At 35.7% G+C, this 22,936-nt stretch carries 24 protein-coding genes and 1 pseudogene; 21 read left to right on the forward strand and 4 right to left on the reverse strand.

Annotated elements, in window-relative coordinates; all coding sequences use genetic code 11:
* The first annotated feature begins 97 nt into the window (after positions 1-97).
* The 18 genes from H1D32_RS19765 (at position 98) to H1D32_RS19845 (ending at position 15,942) form a co-directional block, all read left to right on the forward strand.
* On the forward strand, positions 98-2,326 hold the full coding sequence (locus H1D32_RS19765) for an HD family phosphohydrolase (protein WP_261179935.1): 2,229 nt from the start codon (positions 98-100) through the stop codon (positions 2,324-2,326).
* On the forward strand, positions 2,316-2,777 hold the full coding sequence (gene ybeY / locus H1D32_RS19770) for an rRNA maturation RNase YbeY (protein WP_261179936.1): 462 nt from the start codon (positions 2,316-2,318) through the stop codon (positions 2,775-2,777). Before H1D32_RS19765 ends, ybeY begins: the two co-directional genes overlap by 11 nt.
* The gene (locus tag H1D32_RS19775) at positions 2,761-3,159 is read left to right on the forward strand and encodes a diacylglycerol kinase family protein (RefSeq protein ID WP_261179937.1); all 399 of its coding nucleotides are present in this window, start codon (positions 2,761-2,763) and stop codon (positions 3,157-3,159) included. Before ybeY ends, H1D32_RS19775 begins: the two co-directional genes overlap by 17 nt.
* A gap of 127 nt (positions 3,160-3,286) precedes the next feature.
* Positions 3,287-4,033 (forward strand): DUF502 domain-containing protein, encoded by a 747-nt coding sequence (locus H1D32_RS19780; protein ID WP_261179938.1) that lies wholly within the window; start codon positions 3,287-3,289, stop codon positions 4,031-4,033.
* Between the two features lie 3 nt (positions 4,034-4,036).
* Complete coding sequence (locus tag H1D32_RS19785; protein WP_261179939.1) at positions 4,037-4,435, forward strand: cytidine deaminase; 399 nt, start codon at positions 4,037-4,039, stop codon at positions 4,433-4,435.
* Entirely contained in the window at positions 4,428-5,333 is a 906-nt protein-coding gene (gene era / locus H1D32_RS19790) for a GTPase Era (protein WP_261179940.1), read from the forward strand. Before H1D32_RS19785 ends, era begins: the two co-directional genes overlap by 8 nt.
* 313 nt (positions 5,334-5,646) lie before the next feature.
* Positions 5,647-5,790 (forward strand): YqzL family protein, encoded by a 144-nt coding sequence (locus H1D32_RS19795; protein ID WP_261179941.1) that lies wholly within the window; start codon positions 5,647-5,649, stop codon positions 5,788-5,790.
* Positions 5,791-5,827: 37 nt separating this feature from the next.
* Complete coding sequence (gene recO, locus H1D32_RS19800; RefSeq protein WP_261179942.1) at positions 5,828-6,577, forward strand: DNA repair protein RecO; 750 nt, start codon at positions 5,828-5,830, stop codon at positions 6,575-6,577.
* Between the two features lie 453 nt (positions 6,578-7,030).
* On the forward strand, positions 7,031-7,681 hold the full coding sequence (gene ccpN / locus H1D32_RS19805; RefSeq protein ID WP_314733459.1) for a transcriptional regulator CcpN: 651 nt from the start codon (positions 7,031-7,033) through the stop codon (positions 7,679-7,681).
* An 84-nt stretch (positions 7,682-7,765) separates the two neighbouring features.
* Positions 7,766-8,578 carry a pyruvate, water dikinase regulatory protein gene (locus H1D32_RS19810; RefSeq protein WP_261179944.1) on the forward strand — a complete coding sequence of 271 codons (813 nt, stop codon included), beginning with the start codon at positions 7,766-7,768 and terminating at the stop codon, positions 8,576-8,578.
* A gap of 569 nt (positions 8,579-9,147) precedes the next feature.
* The gene (locus H1D32_RS19815; protein ID WP_261179945.1) at positions 9,148-9,609 is read left to right on the forward strand and encodes a YaiI/YqxD family protein; all 462 of its coding nucleotides are present in this window, start codon (positions 9,148-9,150) and stop codon (positions 9,607-9,609) included.
* A 64-nt stretch (positions 9,610-9,673) separates the two neighbouring features.
* Positions 9,674-10,345, forward strand: coding sequence for a DNA primase (locus H1D32_RS25120; protein WP_314733460.1), 672 nt, complete (start codon positions 9,674-9,676; stop codon positions 10,343-10,345).
* 92 nt (positions 10,346-10,437) lie between these two features.
* Positions 10,438-11,481, forward strand: coding sequence for a toprim domain-containing protein (locus H1D32_RS25125; protein ID WP_314733461.1), 1,044 nt, complete (start codon positions 10,438-10,440; stop codon positions 11,479-11,481).
* A gap of 106 nt (positions 11,482-11,587) precedes the next feature.
* Positions 11,588-12,706 (forward strand): RNA polymerase sigma factor RpoD, encoded by a 1,119-nt coding sequence (gene rpoD / locus H1D32_RS19825; protein WP_261179946.1) that lies wholly within the window; start codon positions 11,588-11,590, stop codon positions 12,704-12,706.
* A 177-nt stretch (positions 12,707-12,883) separates the two neighbouring features.
* Complete coding sequence (locus H1D32_RS19830) at positions 12,884-13,429, forward strand: hypothetical protein (protein ID WP_261179947.1); 546 nt, start codon at positions 12,884-12,886, stop codon at positions 13,427-13,429.
* A 180-nt stretch (positions 13,430-13,609) separates the two neighbouring features.
* Positions 13,610-13,999 carry a c-type cytochrome gene (locus H1D32_RS19835; protein ID WP_261179948.1) on the forward strand — a complete coding sequence of 130 codons (390 nt, stop codon included), beginning with the start codon at positions 13,610-13,612 and terminating at the stop codon, positions 13,997-13,999.
* 117 nt (positions 14,000-14,116) lie between these two features.
* A complete protein-coding gene (locus H1D32_RS19840; RefSeq protein ID WP_261179949.1) occupies positions 14,117-14,824 on the forward strand; it encodes a tRNA (adenine(22)-N(1))-methyltransferase in 708 nt (235 codons plus the stop codon).
* The gene (locus H1D32_RS19845) at positions 14,821-15,942 is read left to right on the forward strand and encodes a Nif3-like dinuclear metal center hexameric protein (RefSeq protein ID WP_261179950.1); all 1,122 of its coding nucleotides are present in this window, start codon (positions 14,821-14,823) and stop codon (positions 15,940-15,942) included. Before H1D32_RS19840 ends, H1D32_RS19845 begins: the two co-directional genes overlap by 4 nt.
* 100 nt (positions 15,943-16,042) lie before the next feature.
* Here H1D32_RS19845 and H1D32_RS19850 read toward each other — a convergent pair whose 3' ends face one another.
* From H1D32_RS19850 to H1D32_RS19860, 3 genes are all read right to left on the reverse strand, one after another.
* Positions 16,043-16,981: a 4-hydroxy-3-methylbut-2-enyl diphosphate reductase gene (locus H1D32_RS19850; protein ID WP_261179951.1), complete on the reverse strand. Its 939-nt coding sequence runs from the start codon at positions 16,979-16,981 to the stop codon at positions 16,043-16,045.
* Between the two features lie 202 nt (positions 16,982-17,183).
* On the reverse strand, positions 17,184-17,681 hold the full coding sequence (locus H1D32_RS19855; RefSeq protein ID WP_261179952.1) for a CarD family transcriptional regulator: 498 nt from the start codon (positions 17,679-17,681) through the stop codon (positions 17,184-17,186).
* A 328-nt stretch (positions 17,682-18,009) separates the two neighbouring features.
* The gene (locus tag H1D32_RS19860; RefSeq protein ID WP_261179953.1) at positions 18,010-18,564 is read right to left on the reverse strand and encodes a YqfQ family protein; all 555 of its coding nucleotides are present in this window, start codon (positions 18,562-18,564) and stop codon (positions 18,010-18,012) included.
* A 428-nt stretch (positions 18,565-18,992) separates the two neighbouring features.
* Between H1D32_RS19860 and H1D32_RS19865 the strand changes: the two are divergent.
* A pseudogene (locus H1D32_RS19865) lies at positions 18,993-20,335 on the forward strand (DEAD/DEAH box helicase).
* Positions 20,336-20,353: 18 nt separating this feature from the next.
* Complete coding sequence (locus H1D32_RS19870) at positions 20,354-21,241, forward strand: deoxyribonuclease IV (protein ID WP_261179954.1); 888 nt, start codon at positions 20,354-20,356, stop codon at positions 21,239-21,241.
* Between the two features lie 98 nt (positions 21,242-21,339).
* On the opposite strand, the gene H1D32_RS19875 is transcribed toward H1D32_RS19870, so the two are convergent.
* On the reverse strand, positions 21,340-21,603 hold the full coding sequence (locus H1D32_RS19875) for a DUF2624 domain-containing protein (RefSeq protein WP_261179955.1): 264 nt from the start codon (positions 21,601-21,603) through the stop codon (positions 21,340-21,342).
* Positions 21,604-22,165: 562 nt separating this feature from the next.
* Here H1D32_RS19875 and H1D32_RS19880 point away from each other — a divergent pair.
* On the forward strand, positions 22,166-22,927 hold the full coding sequence (locus H1D32_RS19880; RefSeq protein ID WP_261179956.1) for a metal ABC transporter ATP-binding protein: 762 nt from the start codon (positions 22,166-22,168) through the stop codon (positions 22,925-22,927).
* Positions 22,928-22,936: the final 9 nt, after the last annotated feature.

Here is a 22,936-nt window from a genome sequence, read left to right on the forward strand (position 1 = left end):
ATTAACATTTTGTTAATTCTCGATTTTGTACTTATAGGCATAAAAACTATGGTAGCATTAAAGTATATCCACGATTTAAATTTTAAGAGGTGAGAAAATGGGGAAAAGGGCACCAATTGACCAACAAAAGTGGTGGAAAAAATTAAAAGACCACCGTTACATAAGGGTTATCCTGTTCTTTACTTTAGGGATGATCTTATATTTGTCGATGTTAAGTAACGTCATCCCTCATCGGATTGATGTGTCTGTAGGCGCTGTAGCTGATCAAGACATCCGAGCTCCAATAACAATTGAGAATAAACCTGCAACAGAAGAGAAAAAGAGAGCGGCAGCAGATGCAGTCGGACCACAATATACTAATAAAAAGGACTTTGAAGAAAAGCAAGCAAGGAAAATAGAAGAAATTTTTGACCTAGTGAGTCGAATTAATGATGAAGCTGAACAAAAATATAATGATGCGATAGAAGAAGTAGAGCAAAGAGAATTCGAGACAGAGGAAGAGCTTGAGGAACATTTAAATGAGGTACAAGCTGTTCCGATAGAAGAAAAATTAACCCAATTAAGAGCGATAATCTCACATCAGACAAGTGACGATCTAAGTGATCAAACATTAATAACCTTTTTGGAAACGGATAAGTCTGAATTAAATATCGCTAGGGATATTACGTTAGACGCAATTCGTACTGTCATGAGAGAAGAAATTAGTTTAAATGATGTCGACCAAGCGCAAGATCTAGTGGAAAATAAGATTGTTCGTTCATCAGTAAGTACTCAGAAATTATACTTAGCAATGATCGAGATCGCACGTTTTGCGATAACTGCTAACCATATGAATGACAATGTAGCTACTGAACTTGCAAAGCAAGCTGCTAGAGATGCTATCGAGCCGGTAATGATCCGTGAAGGTCAGTTGCTAGTAGAAGAAGGGGATTTAATAACTTTAACGATTTACAATCAAATCGTTCTATTAGGTCTTCATGAGGACCAAGTAAATAGTTTTCCTTTTATCGGCTTAGCAATTTTGGTATTACTTTTAGTTTCCATGCTCGCTTATTATTTTAGTGACGCAAAAACCTCGTTACAAAAGAATAACAGTCATCTGTTAATGTATGTGCTAGTTTTCCTTGTAACAGTGGTTATTATGAAAATTACTAGTTTTACTAACAATTTAAATTTACAAGGAATAACGCTTATCGCCCCTGTTGCCGTCGGATCAATGTTACTCACAATGTTAATTCATCAACGAGTTGCCTTGTTTACTAGTATGGTTTTCTCGATTGTGGCAAGTATTATCTTCAATTCAGAATCGACAGCTGTACTTAACTATACTTTAGGAATTTATGTGTTCTTTAGTTCTGTAGCTGGTGTATTCTTCTTAAGTAAATCAAATCGTGTTTCAAGAATATTACAAGCAGGTCTTTTTGTATCTGCTATTAATATTTGTACAATTGTGGCATTACTAATGTTAAAGAATGCTCAGTATGGCTGGATTGAGATTGGTTCGAATATTGGTTTTGCATTTCTGTCTGGGTTTCTTGCGGCAGTTTTAACAATTGGCTTATTACCATTCTTTGAGGCTGGTTTTGGAATTTTATCATCAATGAAATTAATTGAGCTCTCGAATCCAAATCACCCACTGTTTCGAAAAATCTTGGTTGAAACTCCAGGAACTTATCATCATAGTGTGATGGTAGCTAATTTATCAGAATCCGCTTGCGAGGCAATAGGTGCCAATGGACTATTAGCTCGAGTAGGGTCTTATTATCATGATTTAGGAAAAACAAAGCGGCCTCACTTTTTCATTGAAAATCAAATGAAAATGGAAAACCCGCATGATAAGCTTTCTCCACAGTTAAGCAAGACGATTATTATTTCACATCCTTATGATGGTGCTGAAATGCTTCGTAGTTACAAAATGCCAAAGGAAATTATTGATATTGCTGAGCAGCATCATGGTACAAGTTTATTGAAGTTCTTCTACCATAAGGCAAATAAAGATATTGAAAAACCTTTACCGGAAGCGGAATTTCGCTATCCAGGTCCTAAGGCACAAACGGTTGAAGCAGCGGTTGTTGGGATTTGTGATTGTATTGAGGCAGCTGTTCGATCAATGGCCAAGCCTACTCCGGATAAAATTGAGTTGTTAGTAAAGAAAATTATTACAGATCGCCTAGAGGATGGCCAATTTGATGAATGTGATCTAACGTTAAAGCAGTTAAATATCATTGCTACATCGATATGCGAAACACTAAAAGGAACGTTTCATTCTAGAATTGAATATCCAGAAGATGTGAAAGAGAAGGGAGAAAAAAGTAGTGATCATTGAGATTGAAGTCCATGATGAAACAGATGAACTTTCCAGCGAACAATTGAAACTTGTAGAAACAATTGTCAACTTTGTAGCTGTTGAGGAAAAAGTGCCGGTAGGTTCAGAGGTTTCAATTACCTTCGTAGATGATAAGAAAATCCGAGAAATTAATAAGGAATATCGAAATAAAGACACGGCAACTGACGTTATCTCCTTTGCACTAAATGACGATGAGAGTGATATGTTTACTGAAAATATACCTAATCTATTAGGTGACATTATCGTTTCGTATCCAAGGGCTGTTTTGCAAGCGGATGAATATGGTCACTCAATTGACCGAGAGCTTGGTTTTCTTGTCGTTCATGGTTTTCTCCATCTTTTGGGGTATGATCATATGAATGAGGAAGAAGAGAAAGTAATGTTTAAACGTCAAGAGGAATTATTAGAGGCTTATGGACTTCAAAAATAATTACGATCGTTATTGGAAAAGATTTACCTGTAGCTTTTTATATGCTTGGACAGGTTTAAAACATGCGATTCACCGCGAACAAAATATGAAAATTCATCTTTTCATTGCATTAGTTGTGATCGTCTTAGCTTTTGCTTTAAACATCCCTCTTCTAGAAAAAATAATCTTACTCCTTGTCGTTGGAATCGTTATTTCTTTAGAAGTTGTAAACACTGCTATAGAAAGGGTAGTAGATCTAGTCACGACAGAATATCACCCAATGGCGAAAGTAGCTAAGGACGTTTCAGCAGGTGCGGTTTTCATTTTTAGCATTTTTGCAGTTATAATAGGCATATTAATCTTTTATAAACCAATAGTAGAGATAGTAAATACTCTTTGGTGAAAATTCATTATACTAGGCTATTTTCGTACATTGTTAGAAAAGATGCCACGAGACCTTAGTGTTTAGGTTTAGAAGCAAACCAAGGCGATAACAGTCCTATACTAACGAATGAGAGGGGTTACTTCTCATGTGGAAGACGTTTCAAAAAAATATTATTGTCGGTTTTATATCACTTTTACCAGCGATCGTAACTATTTACGTTCTACAGCTTTTGTTTTCAATCATTGATCGGTTCCTAGGGCAGTTTTTGTCAGATATCCTAAAAGCTCTTCGAATTATTCGAATTGATGAGGGTACCATCTACTTCCTAGGGGTATATACACCATTTTCTGAACGAATTGTTGGGATAGGTTTTATTTTAACTATCATCATTATTGCGGTGATCGGTTCTTTAAGAAGAAAAGGGAACAAGCAACATCTGTTTGACCGTGTCGATCATTTTTTCCGGAAAATACCAGTGGCCAATTATATTTATTCTTCTGTAGAGCAAATGATTAATGCGTTTACTCAAGAACGTTCATCGTTCAAAAAAGTGGTAATGGTAGAGTATCCAAGAAAAGGTGTCTATACACTTGGGTTTCTAACTGGAGAATCAAAAGGTGAGGTACAAAGAAGAACCAACAAAAACTGTATCAATATCTTTTTGCCCACGACACCTAACCCTACCTCGGGGTGGTTAGTGTTAGTTCCGGAAGAAGATGTAACTATATTAGACATGACGGTTGAACAAGGCTTGAAATTTATTATTTCCGGTGGTGTTGTTGTTCCGCCTGATCGTGCGACAATGGTACTAAGAGAAAAAAATAACACGGAACAAAAACAGTCTTTTGAGAAAGAAATTCTAGTAAAAGTTAATAGCAGGAAGGAAGAATAAAACATGGAAAACAGTCGCTTAATTGAAGAAGCCAAAATAGCGAGAGAACGAGCATATGTACCTTATTCTAAATTTAAAGTTGGTGCAGCATTACTGACGACGGATGGAAAAGTGTATCATGGCTGCAATATTGAAAATGCTGCTTATAGTATGTGTAATTGTGCAGAGCGTACAGCGTTGTTTAAGGCGTATTCAGAAGGAGATAAACAATTTGATACATTATGTGTTGTTGCTGATACAAAACGTCCAGTACCTCCTTGTGGAGCTTGTAGGCAAGTGATCTCAGAATTGTGCCCAAGTGATATGAAAGTGATTTTAACGAACCTAGATGGAATTATTGAAGAAACAACAGTCGCAAATTTATTACCAGGAGCTTTTTCACCGGAGGATTTAAATGAATAAAAAGAACTTCAAATCAGGTTTTGTGTCAATTATAGGAAGACCAAATGTCGGGAAATCAACATTGTTAAACCATGTAATTGGCCAAAAAATTGCCATTATGAGTGATAAACCACAGACAACGAGAAATAAAGTGCAAGGAGTTTACACAGAAAATGATGCGCAAATCGTTTTCATTGATACACCTGGAATACATAAGCCTAAACATAAATTAGGTGACTTTATGATGAAGGTTGCTTACCAAACTTTACGGGAAGTTGACTTAATTCTATTCGTTGTTGATGCTAAAGAAGGGTTTGGCGGTGGTGATCAAATGATTATCGAGCAGTTGCAATCCGTTAAAACACCTGTATTTTTAGTCATTAATAAAATTGATCTAGTACACCCTGATCAGCTATTTAAATTTATAGATGAATATCGAGTGAAATTTAACTTTGCGGAGATTATCCCTGTTTCCGCGTTGCAAGGCAACAATGTAAATACATTAAAAGAACAGATTATCCAAAATCTAAATGAAGGGCCTCAATATTACCCAGCAGATCAAGTAACCGATCATCCTGAACGTTTTATAGTCTCAGAGCTTATCCGAGAAAAGGTTCTCCACCTAACCCGGGAGGAAATTCCTCACTCAATTGCGGTTGGAATTGAGCAGATGAAACAACGTGAAGGTGGGACTGTTTATGTAGGTGCGACGATCATTGTCGAGAGAAGTTCTCAAAAAGGTATTATCATTGGCAAACAAGGAGCAATGCTTAGAGAAATTGGTAAACGTGCTAGGGCGGACATTGAAGTATTGCTTGGTTCTAAGATTTTCCTAGAACTGTGGGTAAAAGTCCAAAAAGATTGGCGAAATAAACCAGGATTTTTAAGAGATTTTGGCTTTAGAGAAGATGAGTATTAAAAATAGCACTAAATTGTTTAACAATGGCTTTATACAGCCATTGTTTTTTATTTAGAAAATAAGCTAAAATGAGTGTAGAGGTAAAGTTGTGAAAGTTATTCAAAATGAGTACAATTTAAGGCATTGTACCCGATGTTTTTTGCACTATTGCACTATACACTAAAAAAATTAGTAATTTTTCCTTATCATGTTTTTCGTAAATAAGGTCACTCTAAATGTTATAGCGAGGTCTAGGATAGCTTAAATAGAAATTCGGGTAAAACCGTGAACGACAGAAATTAGTTTCTCGAAAAAAGAAAGGGTGGTATGTCTTATGTTAGATTTTTCCTGGAAGGTATTTTCGATGACAGGTAGCGTCGACACTTACTTAATATTAAAGGAAATTGAAAGAGACACTACGCAATCAACAGAGGAGTTCGGAGAGAAGCTAGATGAAATAGACACTCCTACAAATTGATCTTGTTTGCTATTCTAAAATGGCGCGGTGATCACGAATGCTTCAAAAAGTAGAGGGAATTGTTATTCGTACAACCGATTATGGTGAATCGAATAAGATCCTAACATTGTATACTAGAGAATTAGGGAAAATTGGAGTGATGGCTCGTGGTGCTAAACGCCCAAAGAGCCGTCTTTCTTCAATATCGCAATTATTTACTCACGGACAGTTTGTGTTTCAAAAAACCTCAGGACTTGGTGTTTTAAACCAAGGGGAAATGATAAAATCCTTTCGTGATATACGAGAAGATATTTTTTTAACAGCTTATGCAGCTTATAACGTAGAATTGTTAGATAAATTAACAGAGCAAAATGATATTAATCCGTATTTATACGAGTTACTATATCAAACGTTAAATTACATCGATGAGGGTTTAGATTATGAGATCTTGACTAGAATTTTCGAAGTGAAAATGTTAAAAGTTGCAGGAATTGGATTACATGTAGATGGTTGTTCGCATTGTGGTTCAACTGAAGGAGAATTTTCTTTTTCGATAAAAGAAGGAGGGTTTCTCTGTCACCGCTGTGTACATATGGATGAAAGAACACTAAAAATGAATGCCGCTACTGCTAAATTGCTACGGCTATTTTATCATTTCGATTTAAATCGCTTAGGTTCAATCTCAGTCAAGAACGAAACAAAAGCGCAGTTGAAACAAATTTTAGAAGCGTATTTTGAGGCATATTCAGGACTATATCTAAAAAGTAAACGGTTTTTAAATCAGATAGATAAAATGAAAATTGAATAATCGAAAGATATCTCTTTTTAGAGCTATCTTTCAGGCTGCTGAGTAGTTTCAACAGCCACTTTAATTTTCCATTACAATTGCATTATGACCGTAGCCAAGCAAGGCTTGGCTCTTCACGCATAGCGTGAAGTTCGTAAACTAAATGAGGCGGAGGGACAAATTCATTTGTCCCTCCGCCTCATTTAGTTTACGAAAACGTCAAAATGCAAAACTTGTTTTATGGATGCGGCTAAGTGACGACAATCTATTTTTGGCTACGGCACATTCAAATTAGATTAGCCAAAATCATCAAAAAAATATAAACTCTTGACAAGAAGGATTTGAAAATTGCTTATTATGGTATATAATTATCGAAAAAGCATAACACATTTGATTGGAAAAAACACAAATACATAAAGCTGGAAAACTCATTAGTCAGTTTAAGGATAGCTAGTTTTACTAGTAATGTGTGTTATGGAGGCGGTGATAAAAATCGAACTAAATACAAGGCAAGAACTTATTTTGCAAATCGTAAAAGATAATGGCCCGATAACAGGAGAACAAATAGCTGAAAGACTCTCCTTGACTAGGGCTACATTGCGTCCAGATTTAGCTATTTTAACGATGGCTGGTTACTTGGATGCTCGCCCAAGAGTAGGTTACTTTTACACTGGGAAAAGTGGTAGCAGACTTTTAACTGAGAGATTAACAAAGTTAACAGTACAACAATATCAGTCTATTCCAGTGGTTGTTACAGATTCTTCTTCTGTATATGATGCTATTTGCACCATGTTTTTAGAAGATGTTGGTACGTTATTTGTTGTAGATCAAGAATCATCACTAGTGGGCGTCCTATCGAGAAAAGATTTATTAAGAGCAAGTATAGGAAAACAAATGCTCGAGACAATCCCGGTGAGTATTATTATGACAAGAATGCCAAATGTAACGATTTGTTATAAGGAAGATCTAATTATTGATGTAGCAAAGAAACTTATTGAGAAACAAATTGATGCACTTCCGGTAGTAAAAAATGAAAATGGTACGAAATTTGAGGTTGTCGGGAGAATAACGAAAACGAATATTACTAAAGCGATTGTAGATCTCGCAAATGATGAATTGGTTTAAATAAAGAGATAAGTATTTCACTGATTTTATGTCACATTTTGAATTTTTTTAGGTGAAAATTCAAACATGAAAATGGAGGTAAGAATGCAGATAATCAATCATCCAATAGTCTATGTAGTATCCGATTCTGTCGGGGAAACAGCAGAATTAGTTGTCAAAGCAGCTGCTAGTCAATTTAATCATTCTATGATCGATATCAGGAGAATTCCTTACGTTGAAGATAATGAAACGATTGAAGAAGTAGTGACTTTAGCTCAAGAAGTAAATGCGATTATCGCATTTACGTTAGTAATTCCAGATAAAAAGCAGTATCTAATTGACCTAGCTGAAAAGGCTGGCGTTACAACAGTTGATATTATTGGTCCAATGATGGGGAAACTTCAGGACTTAACTAAGAAAGAGCCTAGATACGAACCAGGTCTAGTTCATAAGCTTGATGAAGATTACTTTAGAAAAGTTGAAGCGATCGAATTTGCTGTAAAGTACGATGATGGCAGGGACCCACGAGGTATTATGAGAGCAGATGTTGTTTTAGTAGGGGTATCTAGAACATCTAAGACTCCACTTTCACAATATTTAGCCCATAAACGTTTAAAGGTAGCGAACGTTCCTCTCGTTCCTGAAGTAGAACCGCCAGCCGAACTCTTTACAATTTCTCCAAAGAAATGTGTTGGATTAACAATTAGTCCAGAGAAACTAAATGATATTCGTGCTGAAAGGTTAAAAGCACTTGGACTAAAAGCGGAAGCAAACTATGCAAATATGGAAAGAATTAAGTTAGAGCTTGATTATGCAGAGAAGATTATGACAAGAATTGGCTGCCCGGTGATCAATGTTTCTAACAAAGCTGTTGAAGAAACTGCAAATTTGATTTGGAATATGTTTAATGGGAAATAAATTTTATTAAAGCACAAGGTGAATAAACTTTGTGCTTTTTTCTTTGTTAAGGAAATTATATGTTTTACCATCTGTGGATAAGTTTAATTATAGTGACAGTCTAGCTCCAAGACACATCAATGAAGTTACTTCATTGCAGGTTTTGCGACGAGTAAACGTAGTGACGCAGGAGCAAAGCAGAGAAGTAACCCAGGAAGACCTTGGCTAACCAGGGCGCTTGCGCTTTGTTCTTGGAAAGAGTGAATTTCATCAATACCAAATAATTCAAGCTATATTTACTATATGTAGTTGCGAACAGTTTTTACGCAACTGCATATAGAACTTATTAGCGAAATAATGAATGTTAAAATGCATTTATAAAAAAAATATGGCTAGAATGGAAAAAATGGCTTATAATGAAATATTGTGATCAAAAAATATGCATATTTTCCAACTAGAACAAATAAATTAAAAAAGTCAAGATTTAATATTTTTTTTTTGGTAATGATAGTAAGGGAGATAATCAACGAAGATTTGTAAGCTACTGTTAAAAAAGAAGGATTTCTCTGGGAGATGTAGAATAGTCAATTATGCGCAATTGTGAACAGACCGTTTATGTAGATGCTGATGCTTGTCCAGTAAAAGAAGAGATTGTGTCGATTTGTCGAAAATATAAAAAAACTGTTGTTTTTGTCGCTTCTTATGCACATTCACTTGATCGTTTAGAAGGTTCTACCATTGTGATGGTGGATTCTCGTATGGAAGAGGTAGATCTTTATATCATTAATCATTGTAAACGCGGTGATATAGTTGTAACTCAGGACCATGGTTTGGCCTCCTTGTTATTACCAAAAGGTATTAAAGTAATCTCACCTAGAGGGAAACAGTTTCTAAATGAGGACATTGACGAACTATTATTGGCAAGGTATTTAGGAAAGATGCAAAGAAGGGCTGGAATGAAAACAAAGGGCCCTACTAAGTTTACAAAAGAAGATAATTTAAAATTTGTTGAGAAATTCGAAAAAATTTTGTCTAACGTAGAAGGAATTTAGCAAAAAAACTCGAATTAATATACTCCGACCTCTTATAAGAGCGAGTGAGAATGGTGTGGTTTTTATGGGAAGTAGAATTTCTGAAGAAAAAATCGAAAAGATAAGAAATTCTGTAGACATTGTTGATGTGATTAGTGAATATGTTCAATTAAAGAAACAAGGACGAAACCTAATTGGTTTATGTCCGTTTCACGGGGAAAACACACCTAGCTTTTCAGTGTCACCAGAAAAACAACTGTATCATTGTTTTGGTTGTGGGGCAGGTGGCAATGCGTTTTCCTTCCTAATGGCAATTGAGGGATATGAATTTCTAGACTCTGTAAAACATTTAGCCGCAAGGGTTAACATTGATTTACCAGAATTAGAAAAAAGTGAACCTACAAATGCGTCTAATGAACTTAATTCGATGATTGCTGGTAACGAACTAGCAGCTAAGCTCTATCATCATCTATTAATGAATACAGAACAAGGGAAGGATGCCTTAAACTACTTAGTAAATAGAGGCTTCACAAAAGAAATGATAAATCATTTCTCAATTGGCTTTGCGCCTGATTCCTGGGAAACTTTAACACATTTTTTTCAGAAGAGAAATGTCCCACTAAATTATATGGAACAAATTGGCCTACTTGCTAAACGAGACTTTGATGGGAAACTGTTTGATCGTTTTCGAAATAGGGTCATGTTTCCAATCTGGAGCAAGGATGGTAAGGTCATTGGTTTTGGTGGAAGAGTTTAGGGAATGAACTACCTAAGTACTTAAATAGTTCAGAATCAAAGCTATTTAATAAAAGTAATATTCTGTACGGATTACACCTTGCTAGAGCAGAAATGAGAAAGAAAAACGAGGCAGTTTTATTTGAAGGTTATGTAGATGTTATTGCTGCATGGGAGGCTGGCGTCCGTAATGGGGTCGCAACCTTAGGAACGGCAATTACAGAAGAACAAGCAAAACTAATTAGAAGAAATGCTGAAACTGTAATTGTCTGTTATGACTCGGATAAAGCCGGACTGAAGGCAACCTATCGAGCCATTCAAATCCTTGAAGCGAACAATTGCTATGTCAAAGTTGCAAAGTTACCTGAGGGCTATGATCCTGACGATTATATTCAAAAACACGGTTCTGAGAAATTTCGAATTGAAGTTATTGGTGCTAATCAGACGACAATGGCTTTTAAAATGAATTACTTACGAAAAGGAAGAAATCTACAAAATGAAGGGGAAAGAATGCAATACATAGAAGCTGTTCTAACAGAAATTACATCACTTTCAAAACCGATTGAAAGAGATCATTATGTTAGGCAACTTGCAGAAGAATTCTCCCTTTCCTTGGATGCCTTGAAACAAGAACTGTATCGCCTTGATAAATCAAATAATCGTAAAAGTATAAACCAAGCAAAACAGGAAGCACCGAAGTTCAAATCAAATTTTGCTACAAAAAAACGTCTCCTACCTGCATTTCATAATGCAGAGCGAATGCTTTTGGCTTTTATGATGAAAGATGTCAACATTGCAAGTCAAGTGCAAGCGAAAATCGGTGGGAATTTTAATATTGATGAGTACCAATCAATAGTGGCCTATCTTTATTCATATTATGCTGAAGGAAATGAGCCGAACTCTAGTCAATTTATCCAAAAATTACCGGATGAAAAACTAGCTAGAATTGCTGCGGAAATTGCGATGATGACAGTAAGTGAAGAATTGTCGGAGCAAGAATTGAATGATTATTTTAAGCAAATCACAAACTATCCAAGAATCCTGGAAATTGAACATAAAGAAAAAGAACGAAAAGAAGCAGAGAGCAGGGAAGACCATGGTCTTGCCGCAAAGATTGGTATGGAAATTATTCAGATGAAAAAGGAATTAAAGCACTAATTGCTTTTATTATAAATAAAAAAAATATAACTGTTCTAATACTAGCAACAATCGTTGTTTTGATATGTAGGAGCTTGTAGTTGAACTATCGGAAGGAGGGGGTCGTATGGCAGAGAAACCACTTCGCCCAGTGGCAGAAGGAGAAATGTCAATCGATCAAGTTAAGGAACAATTAGTAGAGCTCGGAAAAAAACGAGGTGTACTATCATATGCCGAAATAACAGAAAAACTATCTGGTTTTGAGCAAGATTCAGATCAAATGGACGAGTTCTTTGAATATCTAGGTGACCAAGGTATTGAGGTATTAAATGAGTCAGATGATATCCCAAACATTCAAGAGGTAGCAAAAGAGGAAGAAGAATTTGATTTAAACGACCTAAGTGTTCCGCCAGGAATTAAAATTAATGACCCTGTTCGTATGTACCTTAAGGAAATTGGTCGTGTTCCTTTACTATCAGCAGAAAATGAAATTGAACTTGCCAAAAAAATTGAAACGGGTGACGAAGAAGCAAAGCGTCGTTTAGCCGAAGCAAACTTACGATTAGTTGTAAGTATTGCTAAACGTTATGTTGGTAGAGGTATGTTATTCCTAGATTTAATTCAAGAAGGGAATATGGGTTTAATTAAAGCTGTTGAAAAGTTTGACTATGAAAAAGGCTATAAGTTTAGTACGTATGCAACTTGGTGGATTCGTCAAGCAATTACAAGAGCTATTGCCGACCAAGCAAGAACGATTCGAATACCTGTTCACATGGTTGAAACAATTAATAAGTTAATCCGTGTTCAACGACAGTTACTCCAAGATTTAGGGCGAGAACCGACACCGGAAGAAGTTTCAGCTGAAATGGACTTAACACCGGAAAAAGTTCGTGAAATCTTAAAAATTGCTCAAGAGCCGGTTTCTTTAGAAACACCTATTGGTGAAGAGGATGATTCTCATCTTGGCGACTTTATTGAAGACCAAGAAGCATTAGCGCCTTCAGATGCTGCGGCTTATGAACTATTAAAAGAGCAGCTAGAGGATGTTTTAGACACGTTAACTGATCGTGAAGAGAATGTCTTACGTCTACGATTTGGGCTTGATGACGGACGTACACGCACTCTAGAAGAGGTAGGGAAAGTTTTTGGTGTCACTCGTGAACGTATTCGCCAAATTGAAGCTAAGGCGTTACGTAAACTTCGCCATCCTAGTAGAAGCAAACGCCTTAAAGACTTCTTAGAATAAGCTTGATTTTTTAAGGTTTACTTCAAACTTATGAAGTAAGCCTTTTTTATTAGGATTGTATTCGCATAGTGCTGTTGAAACAACTAATACGACATGAAAACAGCAGTATAACATGATAACCAACCAAATGAAATCATGCTTGAAATATAGTTACATAATCTAGAGGTGTAAATAAACATGGAACGAAAGAAAATAATTATCGATGAAATTAAGCATTGGAAAAAGACTCGACTTCTCCCAGAACAATATTGTAATTTTTTATTAACACTCTACACAGAAGGTGAAGAAACTGGGAACTTGGTCGTTCCAAAAGAAAATCGTTCAAAAAGGCTTTTTCAGCTTATCATGATGACGTTTGGTTTAGTAATATTTGGATTAACATTTCTTGTAATTTATTTTACTGACTTTTCACCCTTTTTGCAAACGGGTCTTGTGTTTATTTTTAGTAGTATTATGTTTTTATTAGCAGTATCAGTAAAAAAAGACAATAAGATTTTTATGCACCTCTATATTTTATTAGGAGCATTAATGGTTTTTCTTGCTATGGTTTATGGGGTTAGCAGTTTTTTCCCAGATCAACCTCAAGCAATTTTTGTAACAATTATTTTTACCTGTTTTGTCTGGCTCTTAATTGGGAAAAGATATAACTTGAAGTATTTTATTTTCTCAGGTGTTTTTGGAGTTGCAATAGGAACATTTTTTTTATTTTTTAATCTTAAATAAAGCTTGTTCTATTAATTTTTATTATGATATAACTATATTTATGATGTTAATGTGAATAATTTAAGGATTCTCACAAAAAATTATGCTTTTCCCTTTCTAGTGCCCATTTTTCGAGTAAAATAGCATTAGTTTGAAAAAATGGTCTTATAAAAAAAGATAATCAAGTGAAGGAGTGGCAGTATGAGAGGAAAACCTTTATACGGATATGCTGCAATCGCAGTGGTCGGTTTAGCCCTAATGTTAGTTTTATCCTTTATAGGTGTAAACCAAAAGGATGCAAGATTAGCTTTAGAAGGAGAAGGTGAGCAACCACCACAAGGACCGGTTGATACGACAGATCCAATGGCATTAGGTGAACAAGCTTATAAAGCGACATGTATTGGGTGCCATGGTGCGAGTTTTGAAAGTCCAATGGCTAACCTAATTGGATTAGGAGACAGATATTCAAAAGAAGAAGTAATTGCAATTATTAATGAAGGCATTCCAGGAACAAGTATGCCAGGTGGTTTAGTTAAAGATGCTGGTGAAGTAGAGGCTCTTGCAGAATACTTACTAGAAGCAACAAAGTAATCGCTAAGAAGGATTGTGTTACGGCAATCCTTCTTTTTCATGTCTTGCGAAGTTGCATGTATCTACTGAAACAATTAAGATGGAATTAATAGACTACATAAAATTTAGGTGAAGCATATGAATGAGAGTAATTTATCAAAACGATTAAAATTAGTAGCAGAACAAATTCCGACTGGTAGTAGGTTAGCTGATATTGGTTCAGATCATGCTTATTTGCCTTGTTTTGCTTTTAAACATGGCATAATTACTGCGGCGATAGCTGGTGAAGTAAACGATGGACCATTTCATTCTGCCGTTGATCAGGTAAACAAACTAAACTATCAAGACCATATATCGGTCAGAAAAGGAAACGGGTTAGAAGTCATTGCTGAAGGAGAGGTAGACGTAATAACCATTGCAGGAATGGGTGGGCCGTTAATTGCATCAATTTTGGAAGCAGGTAAGACGAAGTTAGAGGGTGTAAAACGGCTAGTATTACAACCAAATGTAGCTGCAAATCAAATTAGAGTTTGGCTTGAAGCAAATGGGTGGACCCTCATCAATGAGCTAATTCTTGAAGAAGATGGAATTATATATGAAATCTTAACTGCGGAAAGGCACGGGGAAAACCCATATAGCGTAGCTAATTATCAGTTAGAGTTATTATTGGGGCCAATCCTGATGAAAATTCGTAATGAGATTTTTATAAAAAAATGGACAAATGAAATCACAGAATGGCGTAAAATTCTAACTCAATTTGAAAAAGCGAAGCCAACTCCTGAAGTGCAAAACAAAAAACAGGAGTTAGTAGAGCGAATAAGAAGTGTTGAGGAGGTATTAAAATGACCAAATTAGCAAATGGCCAGACAATCATACAGGCTTTTGAAAGCTGGTCACCAAAATCTTTGGCAGTTGAAGGCGATAAGATTGGACTGCAAATTGGTACGTTAAATAAACCGATTAAAAAGGTTATGGTAGTCCTAGATTTACTAGATACGGTAGTTGATGAGGCGATTAAAGAAGAGGTCGATTTAATAATTGCTCACCACCCAATTATTTTTCGTCCATTAAAGGCGATACAAACTGATCGCCCTTACGGTAAGATCGTTGAAAAATTAATCAAACATGATATCGCTGTTTATGCTGCTCATACGAACCTGGATGTAGCTAAGGGCGGAGTTAATGATTTAATGGCTCAAAGGCTTGGGTTAGAAAAAACAGAGGTATTAGCTCAAACCTCAGAAATTCAGCTAAAAAAATTAGTTGTTTTTGTACCTACTGAAGCTGCTAACACTGTCAGAGAAGCTCTTGCTAATGCTGGAGCTGGGCACATCGGAAACTATAGTCATTGTACGTTCAATTCAGAGGGAACTGGAACGTTTAAACCGGAAGAAACAGCCAATCCTTATATCGGAGAGGCTAATAAGCTTGAATTTGTTCAAGAAACAAAAGTTGAGACTATTTTTCCTGCTAATCTGCAAAATAAAGTAGTTTCAAGCTTAAAAAAAGCACATCCTTATGAAGAAGTTGCTTATGATATTTATCCGTTAGACAACAAAGGAGAACAGCTAGGGTTAGGGCGAATTGGACTACTTAAAGAGGAGATGTCCTTAAAGGACTTTGCCTTAATTGTAAAACAAGCATTTGAGGTCGAAGGTTTAAGAGTAGTAGGTAACCTAAATGACCGTGTAAGGAAAGTAGCTGTATTAGGTGGGGATGGTAATAAATATGTTCCTACCGCTCTATTTAAGGGTGCTGACGTCCTTGTGACGGGTGATGTCTATTACCATGTTGCCCATGATGCGATGATGGACGGTTTAAATATCATCGATCCCGGACATAACGTTGAAAAAATTATGAAAGAAGCCGTAAAAAACTACCTAGAAGCTTTCTTTGTAGAAAAAAATTATGATACAAAGGTTATCTTCTCTACATTAAATACAGACCCTTTTACATTTTTATAGCAGCTCATTTAGAGTTTCGAGAGCTTAGTGTTTGAGGTATATCACTCTAATTAAAAAAAACAATCAATTCATAAAAAAAAACGGGCCGATAAGGTCCGTTTTAGTCTTTAACTTTTGGTAGAATTTTATTTATAGGAACTTTTCTTTCAATCGTCCAGGTAGAAGGATCTTCAGCATCATATTGCTCTAAGAAATTGATTACTTCTTTGGTAATTGGTGTAGGTGTTGAAGCGCCACTCGTAACCGCTACTTTTTTTACATCTTTAAGCCATGATAATTCTAACTCAGAAATATCAGCAATGCGGTAGGCGGTAGTGCCAGCAATTTCCTGAGATACTTGAGCTAGTCGATTGGAGTTATTACTTTTTGGATCCCCAACGACGATAAGAAGATCAGCCTCTTTTGCCTGCTCGGCTACTGCTTCTTGACGAACTTGGGTCGCGAGGCATATTTCATTATGGATTTCAGCATGCGGATATTTGTCTAGCGCAGCCTTCATGATGTGAGAGACATCCCATTGGCTCATGGTCGTTTGATTAGTAATAATGATACGTTCACTAGTCAAATCAAGTTTTTCTACATCTGAGACATTTTCAACAAGGTGAACATGGTTTGGAGCGACACCAATAGCTCCTTCAGGTTCAGGATGATGTTTCTTGCCGATATAAATAACATGATAACCTTCTTTTGTTTTTTCTGAGATTAGGTCGTGGGTCTTTGTTACATCAGGGCAGGTTGCATCAACTGTTGTAAGGCCTTTTTCTCTTGCAATTTTTCGTACTTCCGGAGAAATACCATGGGCTGTAAAAATAACAGTTCCTTTATCAACTTTTTTAAGGATTTCAAGACGATTGGGCCCATCTAATGTAATGATACCATCCTCAGAGAAAGCATCAGTAACATGCTTATTATGAACAATCATACCTAAAATATATATTGGCCTTGGTAAATCTAAATTCTTAGCTGTTTGCCTAGCTAGAACCATTGCATCTACCACACCATAACAGTAGCCACGGGGAGAAATTTTTATTACTTCCACGTTTAGTAACCTCCTAGTTTATGCTTAACAAGACAGAAAACCAGCCTAAAGCTTTTGTTCGCTGAACTTTCTTCATTATAATTGAATAATGGAACATTATGCAATGAATGTGTAATGAGTAAAACGCGGTTGTACTTAAAGTTTCTATATAAAAATAGAAAAAACAAAGACCTTCGCTGTGGCGAAAGCCTTTGTTAATACTTTAAGCACCTTGTGAAATTTGTACGTTTTTATCAATAAAAGCGTATGCCTCTTCTTCTGTCATTTCATTTGCAAGCATTAACTCACTCACAATGAATTGCTTTGCCTTATCTAAGTTTTTACGATCCTGAATATGAAGTCCATTTGTTCTTTCAAATTCCTTTAGACTCAGGTTAGCAATAACATGTGCTGCATCAATAATATTCCCTGTTTTTAATAAATTCTCATTTTCTCTAGAGTATTGCTTAGGATTTTCATTCTTAGTTTGAATACCGTTTTGAAGTGCATAAATTAGTTCATCTAGTTGATTTTCTTCAATAACTTTTCTTAAACCAGAACTATTGATTCGATTTTCAGGAAGCATTAATGTAACATCATTTAAAGGGAAATATAAAACAAAGTAGGATAATTTCTCCCCTAAAACTTCCTTTTCCTCGATGTCGCGAATTGTTCCGGCACCGTGATATGGATAGACAACGTGATCACCTATATTGAACATAAGCATACCTCCAAACGTTTTTATACAATAAACAGCTATTCTCCATAAATACCTAACTATTCATATGGGTTTAATAGGAGAATAGTACAATTAAGCGGAGCATAATATGTAAAAAACAGTGGTAATTATTGATGAAGATTTTTGAGGATAAATATAGTATAGCACATTTGTGTGAAAAAGAAAAATTTTACAACAATTTACTGTTTTCCTGTCTACTACTATAGTATGTCCTAACTAGTTAAAATTATGTATGAAAAGAAGAGGTTGGCTCAAAAAATAAAATGAGGCAGCCTCTTATCATGGGTGAGCTGTTTGAAACGATAGATAGTTAAATATATAACTTAGGAGCAGGAACTCCCTTTGTAATTTCTTTTGGTGCTTTTCTGACTGGTGTTTTGTTGATGTTTAAAGGTTTTGGCTTCTTGTTTCGATTAGTATGTTTTTTCTTAGTTTTTGGTTTTCCTTGTTGCTTTTTTTCATTTGCTATAGCTTTCTTCTTACCACCAGTTAGTTTTACAGGTTTTTCTTCGGTTGCTTCGCTTTCGTCTGCTGAATCCTCTGAATTACTATTTCTCATCATACTAATAAGAGCAGGTAGAGATTTCACAAACGGTGCGTATTGCTGTACCATTGGACTTACTTGTTGAACGACACCAATGGCTTTTTGGGCGTTTTGAATCATACCTAATATATTATTCAAGCCCCCTCCTCCAGCTTGTGCACCACCAAACAGTTTTGATAACAAACCACCTGATTGACCAACCATCCCTTGTTGTAGAGGTACATGACTTAGCTGGTGTGCGCCTCCCTGAAAAAACCCCCGTGCTAACATTGAAGGGCCAGGAGCATATGGTGGCATTTGCGGTGTTGGCATTGGATACATGAGCTCCATCCTTTCCTTTGCAAAAACATCATTCTCTACAATTAGGTATATGCACGTATATAAATGGGTGTGCTTCAGTTTGGGAACAATAATCATAATCCTAGAATTATGTCGTTTTGATTTTCCGAAAAGAATGGTATAGTATAGTGTCTAGGATAAAAATGCCAGACACAAAGAAAGTTCACTTTCACCAAACTAGGATGTAAACATAATTGAAAACCTGTCAATAATAGAAAGTGAACTTTCGAGTACTTACTATTTACAGAGTAAACACAAAGAAAGCTCACTTTCATCAAACCAAGATGTAAACATAATTGAAAACCTGTCGTTAATAGGAAGTGAACTTTCGATCGGTTACTATTTACAGGAGTAAACTAGATCGAAATAGCTCTAAAATAATAGAGGATATAAAAGGTAGGAGAATGAGAATGAGTACTAAATCAAATTTTGAACGGTTTCAACTAAAATCATTTATTATTGAGGCATTAAATGAGCAACGCTTTTTTATGCCAACTGAAATACAAGAGCGGTTAATTCCAGCAATTATTTCAGGGAAAGATGTAATTGGACAATCACAAACAGGCTCAGGAAAAACGTTAGCATTTTTAATTCCATTGGTTGAACGGATCGATATTACAAAGGAAGAAGTACAAGCAGTAATCACTGCACCGACTAGAGAGTTGGCTGCTCAAATTTTTTCAGAACTGGAAAAACTATTGGTAACATCTAGTGGTGAAGATGAAATCGATGCTAGACTTATTGTAGGTGGAACAGATCGATTAAGAACAATTGGAAAATTAAAAACGCAACCACAAATTGTTGTTGGGACACCGGGACGCATTTTTGATATGGTGGAAGAACAAGCGTTAAAAGTGTATACATCTCAAATCCTTGTGGTTGATGAAGCAGACCAAATGCTTGATATGGGCTTTATTGAAGAGGTTGATAAAATTGCTTCGCGTATGGGTGAAGAGTTACAAATGTTAGTATTCTCTGCAACCATTCCAGAAAAACTTCAACCATTTCTTAAGAAATATATGAACAACCCGCGTCATGTTCAAGTTGATCCACAACAAACGACTGCTGAAAAAATTGAACACTTCTTATTACCGGCAAAACATCGAGATAAATTAAAGCTTGTAGTAGAAATAGCAAAGAAATATAATCCTTATTTTGCGATTATCTTGCTAATACAAAAGAGCAAGTGGATGAAGTGGCAGACGCTATGCTTCAAGCGGGGTTAAATGTAGAAAGAATCCATGGAGGCTTGCAGCCTAGGCATCGGAAGCAAGTGATGAAGGATGTGAATGCAGCAAAAGTTCAGTATCTAGTTGCATCAGACTTAGCTGCCAGAGGTATTGATATTAAAGGTGTCACTCACATCATTAATTATGAATTACCGAAAAATGATTTGGATTGGTATATTCACCGTGTCGGACGTTCTGCTCGCGCAGGGGAATCAGGAATTGCTCTATCTATTTTTGAGGAGAAGGACGAACAAGCGATTCAAAAATTAACGGATCGAAAAATTCGCTTCAAATATGTTGACTTGAAGAATGGTGAATGGGTAGAGTTAGAAAATAAAGTAAGACGTCATGTGAGAAAAACAACATTAGTTACTCCAACAGGTACCAAAAAAGGTACAGTTGTTGCTAATACAGGTGGAAAAGCAAAGGCGAAACCGAAAAAGGTAAAGCCTTCTTATAAGAAGAGAGCTAGATGGGCACAAGAAAAAGAAGATCTGAAAAATAGAAGAAAGAAAAAAAAATAATAAGGGGAAATTGAGAGGATGAAACTAGGATCACACGTATCAATGAGTGGTAAAAAGATGTTTCTTGCTTCAAGCGAGGAAGCAGTGTCATATGGTGCTAATACGTTCATGATTTATACTGGTGCACCCCAAAATACAAGAAGAAAGCCAGTTGAGGAGTTAAATATTCCTGCTGGACTAGCTCATATGCTTGAACATGGAATTGACGAAATTATTGTTCACGCCCCATATATCATTAATATTGGCAATTCACAAAAGCCTGAGACGTTTGAGTTAGGGGTTAATTTCTTGAAGTCAGAAATAGCTCGAACACATGAATTTGGGGCAAAGCAAATTGTTCTTCATCCTGGTGCCCATGTGAATGCTGGTGCCGATATCGGAATTAAGAAGATTATTGAAGGACTTAACGAAGTGTTAGAAAGAGATCAAGAAGTACAAATTGCGTTAGAGACGATGGCTGGTAAAGGTTCTGAATGCGGACGAAGCTTTGAGGAGCTAGCAGAAATCATAAATGGTGTCCATCTAAATGAAAAGATATCCGTTTGCTTGGATACTTGCCACGTACATGATGCTGGCTATAATATCGTTGAGGACTTTGATGGGGTCTTAAATCAATTTGATCAACTAATTGGCCTAGATCGCTTAAAGGTTCTTCATATCAATGATAGTAAAAATGAACGCGGTGCTAAAAAAGACCGTCATGAAAATATTGGATTTGGTCATATTGGCTTCGATGCCCTTTGCTACATTGTTCATCATCCGCAACTAGCCGATGTTCCAAAGATATTGGAAACACCATTTGTTGGTCCAGATAAAAAGGATACAAAAGCACCATATAAACATGAAATCGCCATGCTTAGAAGCAAAACTTTCGATCCAGAAATAAAAGAGAAGATTATGGCATAGTAAAAACCTCCCTAATGTAGGGAGGTTTTTAGTTTTAGTTTGATGTCTCCTTGTTTAACTAACAACAACAACAACAACTCACACTCGACATTCTATAATTACAAAAACTGATCATACTGCTTCAACATTTCATTCATTTGCTTCTCAGTTTTAGCATCAACTTGTTGTTTGATTTTGGCTAAGATCCGTTCCCGTTGAGCTAAATTACTAACATCGATTGTTTCTGAACGTAAAATGGCAATAATCTTTTTAGCTTGTGCCTCTGTTATTTTAAATTGATATTGTTTTGCTAAATGAATTAACTCATCTTTTTTAATTGAATTTAATTTATTATTAACCATTTGTAAGATAAAAGGGTTCATTTTTTTAGCTCTCCTCTCTCTAAAATAATCAGTCTGTTTATTTTATGTAAGAGGATTTAGAGGGTGAACATCTTTTTTATTCTTATTACAAAGATGCTATAAAACGATATATTGAATAGAACTTATTTATCTGATTATTGAATTGCTCGCTACAATCAAAAATAAAATGTTTGCAAAATTAAATAATTGTTTTATAATTTAGTTGTGGTTAAAAATGTTTACTTAAGGAAACATTTTGGATTATAGGCAATATTAATGCACAAATGTAGCTAACGTTCATATATTGTAATTAGTTTAGATTGTATTTGAGTGAATTTCATAATTACCTTAACCGAGCTGTATCAATCTAAATGTAGTTTCGAAGGGTTTCTACGCAACTACATTTAGAATAGAATAGCGAAAATAATGAAGTATGAAATTCATTATTTTGAAAAACAAATATAAGTTTAACGGAATTGTTTCTAGCAATTAGTTAAAACTTATATTTTTTAATCTATAAGTTGCCGTAGTGCAAAATATGTTCCTAGCGCAAACTTTTTACAAACCTAAAGGAGGAAAACAAATGAGAGCTAATCAACCTGAAATAATAGTAGAGAAACTCTCTGTAAATTATGATGGTCACCAAGCGTTAAAGAATATTAATTTCAGCTTTCATAGTGGCCAGTTAGTAGGAATTATAGGCCCAAATGGAGCGGGGAAGTCAACATTAATCAAAGCAATACTCGGACTCGAGAAATTTGCAGGTAAGATTGAGATCTGTGGTAAATCGATAAAAGAAATGCGAAAGAAAATATCCTATGTACCACAAAGAAGTGCCATTGATTTCGACTTTCCTGTTTTAGTGGAAGATGTTGTGTTGATGGGAAGATACGCGTTTATTCCGTGGTATAAAAAGGCTTCCTTAATAGATAAAGAGATAGCTAGAGATGCATTAGAGAAGGTTGGGATGACAGAGTTTGCGAAACGACAAATTGGTCAGCTCTCTGGTGGTCAGCAACAAAGAGTATTCATTGCGAGGGCTCTAGCACAACAAGCAGATATGTTTTTTCTAGATGAACCGTTTGTTGGTATCGATGCTACTTCTGAGGAGATCATCGTAAATTTATTACGCCAGCTTCAATATGAGGGGAAGACAATCTTTGTCGTTCACCATGATTTAAGTAAGGTTGAGAAATACTTTGATCATCTTTTACTTTTAAATCAAGAGTTAGTTGGCGCTGGAACAGTTGCCGATATTTATAAACCTGAACTTCTTTCAACTGCGTATAAAGGAAGTATAACGCTATTTGGAAATCAGGAAAACATGATGGTGGTGAGCAATTAATGCAACAAG

Source organism: Anaerobacillus sp. CMMVII, from assembly GCF_025377685.1.
Taxonomy (GTDB): domain Bacteria; phylum Bacillota; class Bacilli; order Bacillales; family Anaerobacillaceae; genus Anaerobacillus.